The sequence below is a fragment of the Anaerolineales bacterium genome, from assembly GCA_015075625.1.
Classification (GTDB): domain Bacteria; phylum Chloroflexota; class Anaerolineae; order Aggregatilineales; family UBA2796; genus UBA2796.
On the sequence record JABTTZ010000004.1, the window covers coordinates 313,850 to 331,110 of the forward strand.

Sequence of the window (17,261 nt, forward strand, 5' to 3'; positions counted from 1 at the left end):
TCCCCCTTCTCCCTGCGGGAGAAGGAGGTTAGGGGGATGAGGATGGTCTCATTCTATGTTTACCTTTTTGATGGACTACTCACCGTTGGTGGTAGTTGAAAAAAGGTCATGGACAGCATACAACTGATAGTCATCCAACTGTAGGGAGTATGCGCCGTGACTACGGAGCCACCGAGGGTATTCTGTCCAATCTCAAGCGTTATCGGCGAGGGACTTGGAACGCACGCATGTCGGTGGAAACCGCACTCTCGCTGGTGACGACTGTTTGCCGCTCGAAAATGGTCTTTCATCGCTCTCCTACCCATGTTGAAGCCCGTCTAGCCCATGTGGCTGCCATGTTTAAGGTGCGGCTCAGACTCAATCGCACGTTACAGCCGGAGGCTGATCCTCTGGATCGCCTCTATCATCTTGCTCAGTTTGCTCTGTGAACTAGCACCAACGGTTGCTAGGCTTGGAGAGCAGCGCTCCTGTAGGTTGCCTGTTTGCCCTGACAGGGTTACACTGCATAGCGATTTGTCTTAGTTCGTCGTCCTGACCTCGCCACCACAGAAGGGGGTCTTTATTTATGCTCAAGTCAAAATCGTTGGTCCGTTTGGTGATCGTCCTCGCCGTGATTGCGGGGATCACCCTTCCGGGATTAGCGGCTCATCCCGCTGCCGCCCAAATTGGGCAGCCCTATGCCAAAGTAAGTGGGGATCGCGCTGTTGTTTACGCCGGACCCGGCACAGGGTTCTGGCAGTTTGGGGCGCTCCGTAAGAATGTGATCACCCCGGTGACGGGCGTCACAGCGGACCGTCAGTTTTGGTATTCGGAAACGCCCATTGGGGCGGGCTACCTTCGCGCCCAAGATGTAGAGGTTGTTGGTGGGGAATCCGTCCCCATCATTGATCCGGGCATCATCGGGACAATCATTACTGGTGCAGCAAATGTCCGCACGGGTCCCGGCGCCGAAGCGCCCTCCATCGCCACCTTGCAAAAAGACATGCAGTTCTTTGTTATTGGGCAACAGCCTGATGGAAGTTGGCTGCAAATCCGCTTCAAAGGGGGCAAAGGGTGGGTGAAGGCAACACTCACAAACCTCGGCACAGTCGGTGTTCCCGATGCCCCGTCAACAGCTGGACCCATCGCCATTGCCAACGCCAATGTAACGCTGCGCAGCGGTCCTGGCACACAGTACACGATCATTGGCGTGATTCCCGCCGGAGAGGTCTCCGTGATTTTGGGGAAAAATGCCAGTGGGCGTTGGCTGTTTGTCGATTCCATCCTCGGTGAGGGCTGGGTGATCACCTCCGGCGTTGCCACACGGAATTATTTTGGCAGTGTCGCCATTCTGGATGCCGAATCGACGGGTGCGGAACTTGATTTGACGGCAAAAACGCGCACCGGCGCGAACATCCGCTTGGGACCGGGCTTGGGCTTTGAGAGCATCGGATCGGTGGCGGGCGGTACGTTCATCACCATTTTGGGGCAGAGCGCCGATAAAGGGTGGTGGTATGCCGATACCCCTGTTGGCACGGGCTGGATTGCCAAATCGGTTGTGGCAACCCCCCGTGACTTCAGCCGGGTTGTGCCGGTACTCCCATAAGGTGCTGTAGAATAAACCGTTAGGGGCGATGGTCTGAGCCTCGCCCCAACGACACCTCACAGAGATATACAGAGACATAAGGATAATCAGGCAGTTTGACCACCATCGATCCGACACTTTCCCCCCACACCCCACAGCCCGATACGCAGCCCCGCCGCCCCGCCGGACTCGATGATTATTTCGATGATGCGCCCCGACGCGGTTGCGGCAACACGCTGCTTATCAGTATGGTGATCCTCATGATGTTGGTCATGTCCTTTGCCGTGATTGGGATCGCCGGATTCCTCGGTTGGCGGGATGGTGGGACAGCACGGCGGGCAACTCAGGCGGTTGCTGTCGCCGCCACCTTGGACCGGCAGGCAACATTGGCACGGACAAATCTAGATGATGGGCAGTGGGAACTCGCCTTTACCCGCTGTGACTATGTGGCGACCCTTCAACCGCTTTACGCAGAAATGGCGGCGTGCAAAGCGACGGCGCAAGCGGCGCTCAATGCAACGGCGACTCCCACACCCACCGAGACCCCCATCCCAACGGTGATCACCTCTACGCCCACCACAACACCCCCTCCGGCGGGCGCGTTTGCCCCAGAAGAACTGCTCACCCGCGCCCAAGAATCGGTTCGCCGCACAGATTACGAAACCGCCATGCGTTGGTTGGAGGCGCTGCGGGCGGTGGATGCCAGCTACAAACGCGGAGAGGTCGAACAACTTTTGCTGACGGTCTATCAGGCGTTGGGCAGCCAATACCGCTTTGAGGGACGTTTGGGGGAGATGATCGTCGTCATTGAGAAGGCGTTTAAGATCAACGCGCTAAGCAACACAGATTGGGGGTTTACGGTGAATGCGGCGAAACTCTACCTAAGCGCACGCGGCTACCTTGAAGCGGGTAATTATCCGCTTGCTGCACAGGTTTTCGCCCGCCTGATGAGCATCGCTCCGGCATTTTCGGATGATACGAAAACGCTGGCGTGTAAGGCGTTCGCCTCGGCGGGGGATACGATCTCTGCTGCTCAGTATGGATGCCGCTGATGATGACCTTTCTTGTCCGCCTTGGCGCACTGCGGCGGAAGATCAAGCCCCGCACGCGCCTCACCGAGTGGCGTATTCGCCTCACCTTTGGGATGGTGCTGCTTGTCCTTTCTGAACTCGTCGTTTGGCAAAACCCGCCCCGCCGGACAGGGTTTGATTGGGTTGCTCTCTACATTCTCTATACGGCATTGGGGGCAATTTTTCTCGATCTTGTCGTCCGCTTTCAAGTGGCGACTCCCGCCGCGTTGGGCTTGGCAAGCGGCGTTTATGGCTTGGCAGCCAGCAGCCTGATCAATCACACTGCCTATGAGAACATCCCCTTTGGGCTGCTGTCACGAGGGATGGGTCTCCAAGTGGGCGCTGGCTTTTTAGCGCTCATGTTTTTTCTGATTGTCATGCGTGGCAAAGCGCCCGAACCACTCCCTATCGCTTCGGCAGGCGTTGTTGGCGTGGCATGGGCGCTCTGGGGGCATTGGTATCCCCTTCAGGCAACGGTGGGGTGGGGCTTGGCAACGATGGAAACACTCCAACTCTACACCGTAATTGGGCTGATGATCCTCGCTATACTGTTTTCAACTCTCCCGCCGCGCTTTGGGACGCTTCGTGAAACACGCTTCACCCTGCTGTGGTGGGAAGGTATTCTTGTTGGCGTGCCGCTGTTTATCTCGGTGTTGGTGGGGATGATCAATGGCGCGATCCCCGCCTTGATATTTCTCATCCCTGTTGTGCTAGTGGCATATTGTCTTTGGGCGCTGCGTTGGCAGAAGGATCGCCGGGGTTACGAACCGTCTATCCTTGCCGAACTCACCTACATCGCCCCGAATTTAATCACCTATGTGATCATGGCGGGGATGTTTCTTTTTGCCGGAGGGGTGGCATACCCCCTTGTAGAGGGCAAAGATGCCCCCTTAGGGGTGGTGATCTATTACACGGTGGTTGGCTTTGGCACAGCGTGGCTGCCTTTTGCCAGCGGGCTGATCTTCTGGGAAGTCTTGCGCACCGACCTAAACCCCCGCTTGGTCACGGAAGCAGCAGACGAGGATGAGGAAGGTGAATCATGAATTTCCCCGGCGGTGGCTATTCCAACGAAGATGATGAGTATGATGATTCATTAGATGACGAGTTCGCTCTTTCGCGGGATCAGAATCGGGACGATTTCGCCTCGTTTGACGCCAATCGTTACGTGGAGCGGCGCGGGCGGCTAGCCGACGCTGACCCAGAAGATGTTATGTATGATGCGCGGCGACAAGCCGAAGATGGCTCGCAGCCGCTGGGTGCGGACTTTGATCCCTCTGCCTACATTCGCCGCCGCACCTCGGTTGCTCGTCCGGCGCAGCCACGCGGACGCCAGAGCCGACGAGGAGCGCAAGATGCCCGCTTACAGCCACAGATGGAATCATCCGACACAGAAGCAGGGACAGGGCTAGGCTCTCTATTTCGCTTTGGTCGTCGGGGGGGCGGGGGGCAAAGTCCATTGGGCTTGCTCGGAATGGTCACGACCCTGACACCCGGGATCGGCATTGTCGCCCTTAGTTTCGGCTGTTTTGGGCTGATGGCTTTGATCGGCGCATGTGGATTAATGGCTCATCTATTGGGGATTATTAAGCCCTAGCTCAGCGTTTATCTCGCGTGCTGCGTCGCTCAACCCAGCGCACAAACAGGGATAAAATGAGCGTCACACACAGATACATGAAGGTCATCACCGTATACGTTTCCTCGGTACGAAAGCTGCCCGTCATGTAGATCGTTGCCCGCCCTGTAATGTCCTGCACACCGAGGACGCTGACGAGGGAGGAATCTTTCACCATCGCCACAAAATCATTTCCCAAAGCGGGTAAGACATTCCTCAGCGCCTGCGGCAAAACGACGTGACGCATCGCCTGAACAGAGGACATCCCCAGTGACCGTGCCGCCTCAACTTGCCCCCGATCAATGGATTGAATCCCCGCCCGAAATACCTCACTAAGGAACGCCGAATAGCCGATGATCAAAGCAATAATGACGCGGGCAAGGTTTGAGAAATCGCGCAGGCGAATCGTCGTCAGAAAATTCGCAATGGAGGTGATCACCCCAAGCTGCTCAAGATCAGTGGCGATCAGGGAACGCCCGAGGGTGTTCAAGCCGAAAATAATCCCCGGGATCAGCGCAAACGCAATATAAAGTAGCAAAACCAACATCGGCAGCCCGCGTACAATTTCGACATAAAACGTCGCCAAATGGTAGATGAAAGGATTCTTCGACAGACGGGCAAAGGCGACCAACAATCCCACAAGCATGGCGAGGGTATAAGCAAGGACGCTGACGAAAATAGTCACCCCTAGCCCACCCATGAGCAGGTTGAATATTTGGGTAAGCGTTTTATCGGTGGTGATTTGCCAAAAGGCGAGGACGCCAAAAATCGCCGCCACCAAAACCCACCATGGCACCTGTCGCAGCGTATTTAGGATAGGGAGTAACCGAGATTGTCCGGGGGTGGAAGTCATGATCAGCCGATCTGCGGATGTTTCGCTTGTTTTGTTGGGACGCGCTCCTCAGAATCATATATTGCAGTACCCTCACTGGTTGGGCTGCAACCAGCCTTCTTACAAGAAGGACGGGCGTCGTTCGTTTACCCCTTGATCACCACCCCCTAGCCCATCGGCAAGTATATCGTGATAAGCGGGGCTGTCAACCACTAAGGGGTCAATCCCCTTGAAAAATGCTGTAGGCGCATGCCACACACTGTCAAACGAGACACGGCTGACCACAACCAAAGTTCCCGTGTGCGCGATCCTTGTCCCAACCGAAATCACTCGTAATAACCGGTGCCGCAAATGAACGCTAAGGCTGGATCATTCGTCTTTCCCACAGCACGGCAAGGGAGCGGTTTGAGGGGAATTCCCCCTCAAAAATCGTAATTCCCCCCTTCTCCCAATGGGAGAAGGGGGCAGGGGGATGAGGGCTGCACGTTCTATTAAAATCGGCGTCAGTGGTTAATACGTCCCGCTTGCCCATACATACACATAGGTATCGCGGTAGAAGTTATCCGTCCAGTTGAACAGCCAGCGCGAATCGGTGACGCTCATATTGACGCAGCCATGACTATGGCGGTAGCCAAAGCCATCATGCCAATACGTACCATGCAAGCTGATCGCCTCGTCAAAGTACATGACATACGGCACAGCCGGCAAACTGTAAAAGTCTGGCTGCCCCATGGCGCCGGTCATGCCGTCCTGAACGAACCGCGCCCAAATACGGAACAACCCCTCCCGCGTGGGCCACTGCGGTAAGCCCGAAGCGATCAGCGTGGCAAAGACGGGGCGTTGATCCTCATAGGCAACCAACACCTGCTCATAGAGGTCAACGGAAATCCAGCGCCCTTTCAAGCCTTCTGGTTTGCGGCGAGGGACGATCTTCCCAATCTGGCGCTGCTCAACCCACTGCCCGGGCGCGATCAAGTACCAGCGCCAGCGCCCTACGGTGACATGCGTAAACAGGTTGACACGGGTATAGCGCGGGAGAATTGCCGTCCCTGCCGTAGGTTTTTGCCCCGGAATTTCACTGGGGGCAGTGGGTTGCAACAGCCACGCCATGGGGTAAGCAAGTTCGCTATCAATGAGTACACCTGCAAAGGTAGATGCCCCTACCGCTTTTAGATTGCTGCGCGGCGTCCATTTTCCACGCTCCACTTCAACCCAATCCCCCGAACTGTTGATCACCTCTACAAAGTTGAAGCCCGGGTCAATTGCCCCCATAGGGGAGCCTCCCGGCGCGTTATAGAGCGTCACCCCTTCGCGTGCCACCTGAAGGTACGTATAACGCTGCACATCGCGGATACTGACATCCAAAGGACGCACATTGGGCGTTGGGTGCGCCACCATCTCCCCTAAGAGAAGCTCATATTGGAAGGCAGGCAAGCCATAAGCACACCCCGGCGTACCCGGCGTAAAACAGGGCGAATCTTCGGCACGGGCGGGGATGGGCAGCACCCCACTTGCCGTTAGAAGCACCGCCAGAACCAACCAGAATCGGGCAGATCGAAAAGGCATCACTAGCGACTCCGAAACACGTAGACGGACGACCCTTCACCGAGGAAATCATACACCCATTTGGCATCCCCAACGGACATATTCACACAGCCGTGCGATTTTTGGTAGCCAAAACTGTTGTGCCAAAACGCCCCGTGCAAGGCGCGATCCCCATCAAAATACAAAACATAAGGGACACGCGGAATGCTGTATTGATCGGGCAAGCCCATCGAACCGCTCATGTCGTCTGTCGCCATTTTTGCCCAAACGCTAAACAGCCCTTCACGGGTGGGAAAGCTGCGTAGCCCCGATGAGATTGGCGTGGCAAAAATCGGCGTGCCGCCCTCATAGGCAACAAGAATTTGTTCATAGAGGTCAATGGATACCCAACGTCCGTTTGCACCACCCGGCGGGGCAATAAACGTCACCCGTCCGAGGTTTAACTGCATCACCCACTGCCCCGGACCAACAAGAAACCACTCATACGTCCCAACGGTGACGGCATGATAAATGTAGACGCGCTGGTACTGCTTTAAAACGGGGTTGGCGGGGTCGGCTTTGGCGCCCGGAATGGCGGAGGCGCGGGTCGGACGCAAAATCCATGCCATCTGAAAGGGCATCCCGCCGCTTAAGAGGACGCCCGTATGTCCCGACGCATAGGTTGCGGTGAGATCAGTACGTTTGATCCATTTATCGGGTTCGATCTCCATCCAGTCATCCGTTTTGCGATAGGCGAGGACGAAAGCAAACCCTGGGTTTGTCTTACCAATGGCTTTCCCATTGGGGGCATTGTAGATCGTCACATCGGTACTGGCAAGCCGCCAAAAACTCCAGCGTTGCAGTTCCCCACCGCTCACCCCAATTTGGCTGACAGAGGGTTCGGGGTTCGCCTGCATTTGGGCGAGGAGTCCGTTGTATTGATCGGCGGGCAGCCCGTGACGGCAGCCGCCGCCATCAACAACCCCTAAACACCCATCAGCGCGGCTGGGGCTGACGACCACCAGTGAGGAAAGGGCGATCAGGACGGCAAGCCCCCAACGCAGCGGGGGTGAAAATAAAGGACTCATCAGGCATACCCTCAAGGCGATTCAATAGGTTTCTCAATACTACCGAAAATCGCCTTAAGGTGGCTACCCGTTTGACTGACGCTTACCCTCCGTTAGGCGTATACCGCTGCGAATTCTTGAGGGTGTTCTGCCTGCATCTCGCGCCGCTGAATGAGCATCGGCAGCCGACCTTGAGGGCGCATTGTCAGTTTGGCATCAACCTTCACCTCTTGCCCCGGATGCAAGGCGAGATCAACCCGTTGGACAATTGTCGCCAAGATAAGCTGTGCCTCCATCATGGCAAACATGTTCCCAATGCAAATCCGCGCCCCCGCCCCAAACGGAAGATAAGCGTAGCGCGGAATCAATTTTTCGCGCTCTGGGGCAAACCGTTCGGGGATGAACTGATCGGCATCCGCCCCCCATAAGGCGGTATGGCGATGGGTGTGATAGAGGGAAACGACGATGGTACTCCCTTGTGGGATCAGATACCCCCCAAGCACGGTATCTTCAATCGCCATGCGGCTAAATACCCATGCCGGCGGGTACAAGCGCATTGCCTCTTTAACGACTTGTTCGGTATAGGGAAGGCGTTTCAAATCGCTCAGCGTCGGCAGCCGCCCGCCGAGAACACCATCAATTTCCGTTTGGAGTGCCTTTCGCTGTGTTGAGTTTTGGGCAAGGAGATAAAACGTCCAATTCAGAACGTTCGCGGTTGTCTCATGTCCGGCTAGGTAAAGTGTGACCAACTCATCGCGGATTTGTTTATCGCTCATGGGGATGCCTTCCTCATCCGTTGTTTGAAGGAGCATGGAGAGCAAATCGCCGCGATCTTCGCCCTCCTCACGCCGCCGTTTAATAAGCCGATAGATCACTTCGTCAAGGAGTTTCACTGCCCGCCGCGCCCGCAGTTCAAGCGGGGTTGGCAGCCATGTGGGGAGCAAATGCATATCGTTTGTGAAATCCTGAATAATATCCATCGCCTCCCCGATCTGTTCGGTATCGGCGTCAGCTTCGGCGGCAAACAGCGATTTCACGACGATTCGCAGGGTGAGTGCCATCAGAGCTTCGGCAATGGGGATCGTTGTTTGCCCTTGCCAGCCATCCACCATAGCGGTGGTGCTGCCCACTATATGCTCAGCATAGCCCTCAATCCGCTTGTGGTGAAACGCCGGCTGCATGAGCTTCCGCTGCCGCTTCCACGCATCGCCTTCGTTCGTCAGCAAGCCGTTTCCCAAAAACCGCGCCAAACCGCGCTTTGTATCTGTGTAATCGGCATTCTTAACGAACTTTTGCGCTTGGCTTACGGTGATCTGCTGGATTGCTTCAGGATCAGCGATCATCATTTGATTCTGCCCGCGAAAGTCGTAATAGTGAATGTCGCCAAACGTAGCAAAGCCTTCCCCAATTAACGCTAATGGCTCAGCGGTGTAGCGGCGTCCAAGTTTGAACATTTCCCAGATGTTGCGCACCCTAAAGGCAAGGGGCGGTAAATTGTGCTTGGTGATGTGTGTGTCGCTCACGATTTCCTCAACAGATTGGAGTATACTAGACACGTTGATGTCTAACTCAACTGACTCTAAGGATATTTTTGAATCACGTCAACCACCAGCTTCGTCGCTGCGTCGGATAAACGACACTTGTTGATAAATATATGAGAGAGGGCATTGATCATGACCATCCCACCACCCAAAGTAGACCGCCGAATTCAGCGCACGCGGCAAATGCTGCGTGATGCGCTGATCGACCTGATCAAGGGACAAGATTACGCTACGATCACCGTGCAGGACATTACTGAGCGGGCGAATGTAAATCGCAGCACGTTTTATCTTCACTACAAAGATAAAGACGAACTTCTTTACAAAAGCATGATCGAGGTTTACGGCGACCTTGTGCGTGATTTCCCTAGAATGCCTAAAAACCCTATCCTCGGCGTCGATTTTGATGCGCTTGCCGACCCCTCTGATTTTCAGCATGTGGCGCAACACGCCGATTTCTATCGGGTGATCCTTAGCGAAAAAGGGGTGGCGTCGTTCGTCGTCCAAGTCCGGCGCTATTTAGCGACTGTTTTTGAACAACTCTTTATTCGGGATATTGTGAGTGAAGATGAGCAGATAACGCCGCGTATGCCGATGGAATTTATCGCCCATTTCATTGCCGGAGCAGAGATCGGGGTGATCAGTTGGTGGCTGGAATCAGGGATGAAATACAGCCCAGAGGTCATGGCAAAATGGATGCTTTATTTGTGTAGTTTTGGTTCGTTTTGGGCGCTTGGGATGACCACGCCCCCCCCCTCCCAACGACAGTCCTAATCCTGCTTAGGAGATAGAGAAAAGTTCTTCATAGATGTGCCACAAGCGTTCCGCCAACCCCTCCCATGTGAAGGCGGCGGCGATCTCACGTCCGCCTTCACCCAAGCGCTTGCCTAGCGAGGGGTTGCTTAGCAAGAGGGTTAGGCGAGCGGCAATGGCGGTTGGTTCTGGATGAACACAGTAGCCGCTGACATCCTCCCGCACAATCTCCGTTACTGCCGGAGCGTCCCCCGCGATCACGGGTTTGCCTAGCGCCCCGGCTTCGATGTAAACACCGCCAAAGCTCTCCCGCGAGGACGGTACACACAAAACATCACAGGCAGCAAGGGCATCGGTCTTTGTTTGAAGGTCTACGCTGTCGCGCTCAATGATTTGCGGGTCGCTCACTTGCCGAAACACCCCCGCACTGTGGGAGGTTCGCGGTCCTAAAAAAACAAAGCGTGCCGCCGGATGCTGCTCCCAAACCGCGTGCGCGGCATGGAGGAGCGGCTCAAGCCCTTTGTACGCATATTTCTGCCCTAAAAACAGAATGAGCGGGGCGTGGGGGGGAATGTTCATTGTCCGCCGGAAACGCTCTCCATCCGCCGAGGGGGAGAGCAAGGGGGCAATGCCCAACACGTGAATACGGTGCGGCTCAACACCCAACCTCACCAACTCCTTGCGTTCCCATTCCGAATAGGCAATCAGGGCGTCGGCACGGCGGTAGAGACTGCCCCAATGACGGTAGAGCCATCCCCGCCAGTTGGGGTGATGGTTGGGCGTCAGAACGAACGGCACGCCAAGCCGCTGAGCCAGCCGCCAGGAGGCATCGCTCAAGCCCTCACGCCCAACACGCACATTATGGATCAGACGGGGCGGGTGCGGAAAATGTGCGGCGAGAACTGCCTGCATCGTCTCGGTGAACTGTTCGCTGATCCGCGCAATGGCTGTCCCTTGAAACAGGCGGTAGGTGTGTACCCAAAAGCGCACCCGCCGCCGCCCCTCATCACTGAGCGAGAGACGATAGAGAGGTATTCCATCAAGCGGGGGCGGGATGGCAGGCGGCGGCGCATTCAAGGTTGTTCCCCGCAGCCAATCGGTACGGTTGGTATCCCATTGGTAGATTACGCGGGTGTCCTCACGGGTGGCAATCTGTTGAGCGAAGGCATGGGTATGCGCCTGTGCGCCGCCAATACTCGGTGGGTAGGTGGTGATCGTATAAAGAATCATGCCCCGACCAAATCACTCATGATTAGGACTTTCGCTTGCAAGGCAAATTGCTGATATTGTAGAAGCATGATAAGCAAACGCCAATACATTGAGTACCTGATAAGTACACCTGGCAACTATACATGGAGTAATCTGGCTGAACATCTGGAAGCGATGAGCCAAGATGCTGTCAGTGATTATTGGCAAAGAGACAAGCTGACTGCCCGACATTTGTGGGATTTGGTCGGGGCTTTGTTGAAGGACAGTGAAAGGGCTTATTGGATCGTCGCTGATAGCGTGCAGAATAAGCAGTATTGGCGCAAGATAGAGTTAGTGAAAAAGCAATATAGTGGCGCAGAACATGGTCTAGTGCGTGATATCGGCGTCGTGAATCTCGTGCATAGCGATGGTACCGACTTTTACCCGATTGATTACCGCATCTATGCTCCTGAAACGGATGGCAAGACCAAAAAGGATCACTTCCGTGAAATGGTCTTAAATGCCCTGATGGACAAGGGTATCCACGCCAAGACCCTACTGTTTGATAGCTGGTATGCCTCCGTGGATAATTTGAAGTTGATTCATCGCGCTGGTCGTTACTTTGTGACCACGCTCAAAGCCAATCGTATGGTGAGTTTGAGTAAAGCGAGCGGCTCTATTCATTTGGAGGCGATTGAATGGACAAGCGACGCCGTAGAGCATGGTCTGTCGGTTAAGCTGAAGGAAGTTCCCTTTTATGTGCAGTTATTCAAGCTAGTTGCCCCAAACGGTGACATTGAATGGGTGATTACAAACCAGCCCCCAGGCACTTTCTCCAAGTCCGACATTCAAGACGCGAATGCCGTGCGTTGGCAGATTGAGCAACTGCATCGGGAACTCAAACAATTGACCGGGAGTGAAAAGTGCGAGTGCTGCAAAGCGCGTTCACAACGCAACCATCTGGCTTGTTGTTATCACGCTTGGCTCTCGCTGAAAGTTAAGGCTCACCAATTAGGCAAGAGCCTTTACGAGGCACAGCGAGATTTATTCCGCGACTATTTGCGGGCAGAGTTGCGCTCACCACGCCTTTCTGCCTTTGGCATCAACTAAAGCGAAAGCCCTAAGGATATTCGCAATTGGATACGGAACAGCGGCGGCGCAGAAGAAATACAGGGTTATAGCAAAATAAAAACCAGCAGCAAGACTGCGGCTGGTTTCGTCAGAACGGAATGTTCGCTTACCGTCCTAAGCTGCGGGGTGGTCAGTGAGCGTAGTATAACATAGGCGGTGGGGTGCGGTAAGGGCGGGGATGTGTGCCTTTGTTATTCTTATTGTCCTTCTTACGGGCACTCGACCTGCTCACTCGTGACGCAGATGGAATTGTCTGGGTGAAGGGGACGGATTTGCGCGAGAAGATTCGCAGCCTGCTGGGTCAGTCCGCTGACGAGATGGGGAACGCCCAATGGATCGGGCATATCTTGAAGCGCCTTCAACTGATTGACCAATCGCGGCGCAAGCATCATGTTGGTGGCAAGCTGTACGCTATCGAGCGCCGCGAAGTGCTGGACATGATGCAGCGCTACGATGTGCCGCCGATTGAAAACGGAACCACAAAATAACCGGTCAAAGTGGTCAAACCGGTCAACCAGTCAGCCGCCCTGATCGGTTTGACCGGTTTGACAGGCTTGATCGGTTTTCAGATAGTGTCAATGAAATTGAGCGGGGTCGCCTTAGAATCTGTCGCTGCCTGTGGCGTCAATGCTGCCAGCGTATCCGGGTTCCACCGGTGGGTTATTCAACCGCGGACTCCAGCGTTTCTTCGCGTAAGCGCTGGATGTCACGGATGGGCGCATCCCCAAAGAGGCTTTTGTACTCCCGATTAAAGTGGGCGGCATCGTTGTACCCGACCTGATAGGCGGCGCTGGTGGCATCAAGCCGCTCACTGAGCATGAGGCGACGGGCTTCCTGCAGGCGCAGCCGTTTCTGAAATTGCAGGGGACTCATCGCCGTTACCGACTTAAAGTGTTGATGAAAACTCGACACACTCATCCCTAGTTTCTGGGCAAGATCCTCGATCCGAACCGACTGATCGAAATTCTGGCGGAGCTGCTCAACGGCTTTGGCGATATTTGATGTGTAGCCGCCTGAGATGATCATATGGCTGAGCCGTCCACCCTGATCACCGATGAGCAGTCGGAAGATGATTTCACGTTTAATTAATGGGATCAGCATTCGCGTTTCGGCGGGGGCATCGACGAGCCGGACGAGCCGTACTACTGCATCCATCAGATCGGGGTCTAAATGACTCACCGTCGTGGCCTCCACGTGAGCGCTGTCGGCATGGATGAGCTGACCGGCTTCAATCATGACCGAACCCACCAGATTCGGGTCAAGTTCCAGCCTGAGGCTGAGATAGGGTTTCGCTCTGGACGCCTCGGCAACCTGACTGACTCGGGGTAGCTCAAGCGTCGTGAGAAGATACCGGAACGGGTCGTATTGATACCGGTTTCCCCCGATAAATACAATCTTGCTCCCCTGAGCAATCACACAGAGCGACGGTTCCAGCACGCTGTGAAGCTTCTCCAGCGGCGCCGAGAGCCGCGCCAGATGCAGCCCCGGCAGCGCTTGACGGACACCATCTTCGCGCATCACGACCGCAATTCGCTCAACCAGTTCCTCACGACTCACCCGCAGCCGCTGTGTATCCCGTTCTGTTCGCTGAGGGTTAAAACCATCCATGAGAACCTCTTGCTCCGCGTGCATTTGAAGATCAGGCGCATTATACAATACTCCAAAGTTGCTTTGACAATCCTGCCGGATTCTCGGAGAATTCTGCAATGATCGCGTAGGATTCTACAATCCTTGCCTGCCGGCTCTGCCTATAATGAGCAGTATAAAGCGTACACAACCTCAAAGGTAGAAGGCAGCGCGATGACCAAAATTCTGATTCTGGGTGCGAATGGGCAGGTGGCACGGCACACAATTCCGGTTTTGCTAAAGCAGCCCGATGTGGAGCTGACGCTGTATTTGCGCCGCGCGGATCGGCTCAGGAACCCTGACCCGGCGCGGGTGACGATTGCCGAGGGCGATGTCCTTGATCTGGAAACACTGAAACGGGCGATGCAGGGTCAGGATGTCGTGTATGCCAACCTCGCCGGCGCGATGGCGCAAATGGCGAAGGTGATCGTCAGCGCGATGCACGCGATGGGTGTCAGGCGCCTGATCTTCATCAGCTCGATGGGGATCTATGGCGAAGTACCGGGCGAGACCTATAGCAGTATCCTTGACCCCTATCGGGATTCGGCGGCTGTGATCGAAGCCTCGGATCTGGACTACACCATCCTGCGCCCCGGCTGGTTCACCCGTGATGCTGAAGTGAACTATCAGCTCACGCAAAAAGGCGAGCCGTTCAAAGGGCATGACATCTCGCTCAACAGCCTGTCCGATTTGATTGTCAGGCTGGCGCTCACACCCGATATGGAAGTGCGGCACAGCCTGGGTGTCAGTCGTGGGTAACGGGCAAAAAAGTCGTAAGACGCAGACTGCACAGGAGAAAAACGATGACGGACGTAATTGTTTTAATTGGAGCAGGTCAGATTGGACAGGCGATTGCCCGGCGAGTGGGCGTCGGCAAGCATGTGGTTCTTGCCGATCTGCATGAAGCGAATGCCAGCGCAGCGGCGGAAGTCCTTACGAATGCAGGCTATGAAGTCAGTATAACAACCGTCAATGTTGCCTCGCGTGATGACGTGGAGCGGCTTGTCAAAACAGCGACGGAGCGGGGCGAGATCACCGGGCTGATTCACGCTGCGGGAGTCTCCCCGTCGCAGGCATCCCCGCAGACGATCCTCAACGTCGATCTCTATGGCACGGCCCTCGTGCTGGAAGCGTTCGGAAATGTCATCACTGCGGGAGGCTCGGGCGTCGTGATTGCATCACAATCAGGGCATCGTCTTCCGCCGCTGAGCGTTGAACAGAATCAAGCGTTGGCGCTAACTCCGGTTGAAGAACTGCTCAGTCTGCCGTTCCTTCAGTCCGATCAGGTCAAAGATTCGCTGCACGCCTATCAACTCTCCAAACGTGGGAACTCGCTGCGGGTCATGGCGGAGGCCGTTCGGTGGGGCAAGCGTGGCGCACGTATCAATACCATCAGTCCCGGCATCATCATCACGCCGCTTGCGAAAGACGAACTCACGGGGCCACGCGGCGAAGGGTATCGCCGCATGATTGAGGTGTCGGCTGCCGGACGTGCCGGTACGCCTGATGAGGTGGGAAATGTCGCCGCCCTGCTCATGGGCCCGGACGGTGGCTTTATCACGGGCAGCGACTTCCTCATCGATGGCGGTGTGACGGCTGCCTATTGGTACGGTGAACTTGCCCCTTAATAGGCAGTTATCGCACAGCGGCGGAACGGCCATGTTCCGCCGCAGGAATTTTGTAAACAGGACGAGGAGCTCGAACAATGATAATCAATAGAAATGGGTCGCAACCCTCTGGCAAGGGACCGGCGGAATGGTTCACCGGTGTGGTGCGAATTGACCCACTTTTCTCCGCAGCGGCACCGGCGCGGATGGCGGGTGCCAGCGTCACGTTTGAACCCGGTGCGCGTACTGCATGGCATACCCACCCGCTCGGACAAACCCTGATCGTGACGGCGGGCTGTGGTCGGGTCCAGCGCTGGGGAGGTCCCATCGAGGTGATTCGTCCGGGCGACGTGGTTCAGTTTGCGCCGGGCGAAAAACACTGGCACGGGGCCGCCCCGACGACCTCGGTGACCCATATCGCCATACAGGAAAGTTTGGATGGTGATGTCGTCGAATGGATGGAACACGTGAGCGACGCGCAGTACACGGCTGAATAAACGTAACCGGAAATCCGCGCAGGGAAGCAGCGAGACAACACAAGGAAGAAAAGCGCTATGCGTGCAACCATCATGTACGGTGCAGGTGATGTTCGGGTTGTGAATGTCCCCGATGCTCAAATCAAACAACCAACCGATGCCGTGATCCGCATCACGTATGCTTGCATCTGTGGAAGCGATTTGTGGCCCTATCGCGGTTACGCCGAATTTGGCGAAAACGGCAAGCCAATGGGACACGAGGCTATCGGCGTGGTCGAAGCGATTGGTTCAGAGGTTCGACATATCAACGTGGGCGATCTCGTCGCCATGCCATTCGCCTTCTCGGATGGCACTTGTCCGCACTGTCAGGCGGGCATCCACACGTCCTGTGAGCATGGCGGCTTTTTCGGTTCGCCCGATGTTGGCGGCGCTCAGGCTGAAGCCCTTCGCATCCCGCAGGCCGATGGAACCCTGGTGAAGTTGGCGGGTGGAAACGACGGTGCCGTGATGGCATCGCTGCTAAGCCTCACCGATGTGATGTCAACCGGACATCACGCCGCGGTTTCCGCTCAGGTTGCCCCCGGTAAATTCGTCGCCGTTGTGGGTGACGGTGCCGTCGGATTGTGCGGTGTGATTGCGGCAAAACGGCTGGGTGCTGAGCAGATCATCATGATGGGGAATCATGCTGACCGCATTACGCTGGCGCAGGAATTCGGCGCAACTGATGTCGTGAGCGAACGCGGTGAAGCAGCCATCGAACGGGTAAAAGCACTCACGGGCGGTTACGGCGTTCACTCGGTTCTAGAGTGCGTGGGTACGGATCAGTCCATGAATACCGCCCTTCACATTGCCCGTCCGGGAGGCGTCATTGGTCGGGTGGGGGTTCCGCATGATGTGAACATTCCCGCAGCCGCGCCCACCTTCTATCGCAATCTCACCATCAGCGGCGGTCCTGCGCCGGTCCGCGCCTACATTGAAGACCTCATCCCGGATGTGCTTGAAGGCAAAATCCAGCCGGGTCGTGTCTTTGACCGGATCATCGGTCTGGACGACGTGCCAGCCGGCTATCAGGCGATGGACAATCGCGAGTCCATTAAGGTCATGATCACGTTATAGGGCAAATGCGGAAACGTAGCTATCGCTGCGGGTTTCCGCATCGAAACTCTATAACGAAAACCTGCTCAATCAGAATAGCAAGCGAAGGAGAACAGCATGAGCAAACAAATTCTCGTCCTCATTGGCAGCGGTGGGATCGGACAGGCAATTGCCCGTC

18 protein-coding genes are annotated in these 17,261 nt (G+C 55.7%); 12 read left to right on the forward strand and 6 right to left on the reverse strand.

What is annotated here, in order from left to right; translation table 11 throughout:
• Nucleotides 1-227 precede the first annotated feature (227 nt).
• The 5 genes from HS103_19005 (at nucleotide 228) to HS103_19025 (ending at nucleotide 4,228) form a co-directional block, all read left to right on the forward strand.
• Nucleotides 228-428 carry a hypothetical protein gene (locus HS103_19005; GenBank protein ID MBE7514882.1) on the forward strand — a complete coding sequence of 67 codons (201 nt, stop codon included), beginning with the start codon at nucleotides 228-230 and terminating at the stop codon, nucleotides 426-428.
• A gap of 137 nt (nucleotides 429-565) precedes the next feature.
• A complete protein-coding gene (locus HS103_19010; GenBank protein MBE7514883.1) occupies nucleotides 566-1,585 on the forward strand; it encodes an SH3 domain-containing protein in 1,020 nt (339 codons plus the stop codon).
• 95 nt (nucleotides 1,586-1,680) lie between these two features.
• Nucleotides 1,681-2,616 carry a hypothetical protein gene (locus HS103_19015; GenBank protein ID MBE7514884.1) on the forward strand — a complete coding sequence of 312 codons (936 nt, stop codon included), beginning with the start codon at nucleotides 1,681-1,683 and terminating at the stop codon, nucleotides 2,614-2,616.
• On the forward strand, nucleotides 2,616-3,677 hold the full coding sequence (locus HS103_19020) for a hypothetical protein (GenBank protein MBE7514885.1): 1,062 nt from the start codon (nucleotides 2,616-2,618) through the stop codon (nucleotides 3,675-3,677). The genes HS103_19015 and HS103_19020 overlap by 1 nt, the downstream gene beginning before the upstream one ends.
• Complete coding sequence (locus tag HS103_19025; protein MBE7514886.1) at nucleotides 3,674-4,228, forward strand: hypothetical protein; 555 nt, start codon at nucleotides 3,674-3,676, stop codon at nucleotides 4,226-4,228. The genes HS103_19020 and HS103_19025 overlap by 4 nt, the downstream gene beginning before the upstream one ends.
• 1 nt (nucleotide 4,229) lies before the next feature.
• Here the strand turns inward: HS103_19025 and HS103_19030 are convergent, their stop codons facing one another.
• From HS103_19030 to HS103_19045, 4 genes are all read right to left on the reverse strand, one after another.
• Entirely contained in the window at nucleotides 4,230-5,099 is an 870-nt protein-coding gene (locus HS103_19030) for an amino acid ABC transporter permease (protein ID MBE7514887.1), read from the reverse strand.
• Between the two features lie 489 nt (nucleotides 5,100-5,588).
• On the reverse strand, nucleotides 5,589-6,644 hold the full coding sequence (locus HS103_19035; protein MBE7514888.1) for a L,D-transpeptidase family protein: 1,056 nt from the start codon (nucleotides 6,642-6,644) through the stop codon (nucleotides 5,589-5,591).
• A 2-nt stretch (nucleotides 6,645-6,646) separates the two neighbouring features.
• The gene (locus HS103_19040; GenBank protein ID MBE7514889.1) at nucleotides 6,647-7,690 is read right to left on the reverse strand and encodes a L,D-transpeptidase; all 1,044 of its coding nucleotides are present in this window, start codon (nucleotides 7,688-7,690) and stop codon (nucleotides 6,647-6,649) included.
• Nucleotides 7,691-7,782: 92 nt separating this feature from the next.
• The gene (locus HS103_19045) at nucleotides 7,783-9,192 is read right to left on the reverse strand and encodes a cytochrome P450 (protein MBE7514890.1); all 1,410 of its coding nucleotides are present in this window, start codon (nucleotides 9,190-9,192) and stop codon (nucleotides 7,783-7,785) included.
• 150 nt (nucleotides 9,193-9,342) lie between these two features.
• Here HS103_19045 and HS103_19050 point away from each other — a divergent pair, with 150 nt between their 5' ends.
• Complete coding sequence (locus HS103_19050) at nucleotides 9,343-9,981, forward strand: TetR/AcrR family transcriptional regulator (protein MBE7514891.1); 639 nt, start codon at nucleotides 9,343-9,345, stop codon at nucleotides 9,979-9,981.
• 6 nt (nucleotides 9,982-9,987) lie between these two features.
• On the opposite strand, the gene HS103_19055 is transcribed toward HS103_19050, so the two are convergent.
• Complete coding sequence (locus HS103_19055) at nucleotides 9,988-11,190, reverse strand: glycosyltransferase family 4 protein (protein ID MBE7514892.1); 1,203 nt, start codon at nucleotides 11,188-11,190, stop codon at nucleotides 9,988-9,990.
• A gap of 66 nt (nucleotides 11,191-11,256) precedes the next feature.
• On the opposite strand from HS103_19055, the gene HS103_19060 reads away from it, so the two are divergent.
• Nucleotides 11,257-12,258, forward strand: a complete 1,002-nt coding sequence (locus HS103_19060) for a transposase (GenBank protein MBE7514893.1) — start codon at nucleotides 11,257-11,259, stop codon at nucleotides 12,256-12,258.
• Nucleotides 12,259-12,467: 209 nt separating this feature from the next.
• Nucleotides 12,468-12,767 carry a hypothetical protein gene (locus HS103_19065; protein ID MBE7514894.1) on the forward strand — a complete coding sequence of 100 codons (300 nt, stop codon included), beginning with the start codon at nucleotides 12,468-12,470 and terminating at the stop codon, nucleotides 12,765-12,767.
• Nucleotides 12,768-12,939: 172 nt separating this feature from the next.
• Here HS103_19065 and HS103_19070 read toward each other — a convergent pair whose 3' ends face one another.
• A complete protein-coding gene (locus HS103_19070) occupies nucleotides 12,940-13,911 on the reverse strand; it encodes an AraC family transcriptional regulator (protein ID MBE7514895.1) in 972 nt (323 codons plus the stop codon).
• A gap of 168 nt (nucleotides 13,912-14,079) precedes the next feature.
• Here HS103_19070 and HS103_19075 point away from each other — a divergent pair, with 168 nt between their 5' ends.
• The 4 genes from HS103_19075 to HS103_19090 all read left to right on the forward strand — a co-directional run bounded on the left by HS103_19075 (nucleotide 14,080) and on the right by HS103_19090 (nucleotide 17,104).
• Entirely contained in the window at nucleotides 14,080-14,664 is a 585-nt protein-coding gene (locus HS103_19075; GenBank protein MBE7514896.1) for an NAD(P)H-binding protein, read from the forward strand.
• A gap of 44 nt (nucleotides 14,665-14,708) precedes the next feature.
• Complete coding sequence (locus HS103_19080; protein MBE7514897.1) at nucleotides 14,709-15,533, forward strand: SDR family oxidoreductase; 825 nt, start codon at nucleotides 14,709-14,711, stop codon at nucleotides 15,531-15,533.
• A gap of 77 nt (nucleotides 15,534-15,610) precedes the next feature.
• Nucleotides 15,611-16,009, forward strand: coding sequence for a cupin domain-containing protein (locus HS103_19085; protein ID MBE7514898.1), 399 nt, complete (start codon nucleotides 15,611-15,613; stop codon nucleotides 16,007-16,009).
• 57 nt (nucleotides 16,010-16,066) lie between these two features.
• Nucleotides 16,067-17,104, forward strand: coding sequence for a zinc-dependent alcohol dehydrogenase family protein (locus HS103_19090; GenBank protein MBE7514899.1), 1,038 nt, complete (start codon nucleotides 16,067-16,069; stop codon nucleotides 17,102-17,104).
• The last annotated feature ends 157 nt before the right edge of the window (nucleotides 17,105-17,261 follow it).

Coding starts and splice junctions, on each gene's coding strand:
- HS103_19005 (MBE7514882.1), top strand. CDS start 228: ATGTCGGTGGAAACCGCACTCTCGCTGGTGACGACTGTTTGCCGCTCG.
- HS103_19010 (MBE7514883.1), top strand. CDS start 566: ATGCTCAAGTCAAAATCGTTGGTCCGTTTGGTGATCGTCCTCGCCGTG.
- HS103_19020 (MBE7514885.1), top strand. CDS start 2,616: ATGATGACCTTTCTTGTCCGCCTTGGCGCACTGCGGCGGAAGATCAAG.
- HS103_19025 (MBE7514886.1), top strand. CDS start 3,674: ATGAATTTCCCCGGCGGTGGCTATTCCAACGAAGATGATGAGTATGAT.
- HS103_19030 (MBE7514887.1), bottom strand. CDS start 5,099: ATGACTTCCACCCCCGGACAATCTCGGTTACTCCCTATCCTAAATACG.
- HS103_19035 (MBE7514888.1), bottom strand. CDS start 6,644: ATGCCTTTTCGATCTGCCCGATTCTGGTTGGTTCTGGCGGTGCTTCTA.
- HS103_19040 (MBE7514889.1), bottom strand. CDS start 7,690: ATGAGTCCTTTATTTTCACCCCCGCTGCGTTGGGGGCTTGCCGTCCTG.
- HS103_19050 (MBE7514891.1), top strand. CDS start 9,343: ATGACCATCCCACCACCCAAAGTAGACCGCCGAATTCAGCGCACGCGG.
- HS103_19055 (MBE7514892.1), bottom strand. CDS start 11,190: ATGATTCTTTATACGATCACCACCTACCCACCGAGTATTGGCGGCGCA.
- HS103_19060 (MBE7514893.1), top strand. CDS start 11,257: ATGATAAGCAAACGCCAATACATTGAGTACCTGATAAGTACACCTGGC.
- HS103_19070 (MBE7514895.1), bottom strand. CDS start 13,911: ATGCACGCGGAGCAAGAGGTTCTCATGGATGGTTTTAACCCTCAGCGA.
- HS103_19075 (MBE7514896.1), top strand. CDS start 14,080: ATGACCAAAATTCTGATTCTGGGTGCGAATGGGCAGGTGGCACGGCAC.
- HS103_19080 (MBE7514897.1), top strand. CDS start 14,709: ATGACGGACGTAATTGTTTTAATTGGAGCAGGTCAGATTGGACAGGCG.
- HS103_19085 (MBE7514898.1), top strand. CDS start 15,611: ATGATAATCAATAGAAATGGGTCGCAACCCTCTGGCAAGGGACCGGCG.
- HS103_19090 (MBE7514899.1), top strand. CDS start 16,067: ATGCGTGCAACCATCATGTACGGTGCAGGTGATGTTCGGGTTGTGAAT.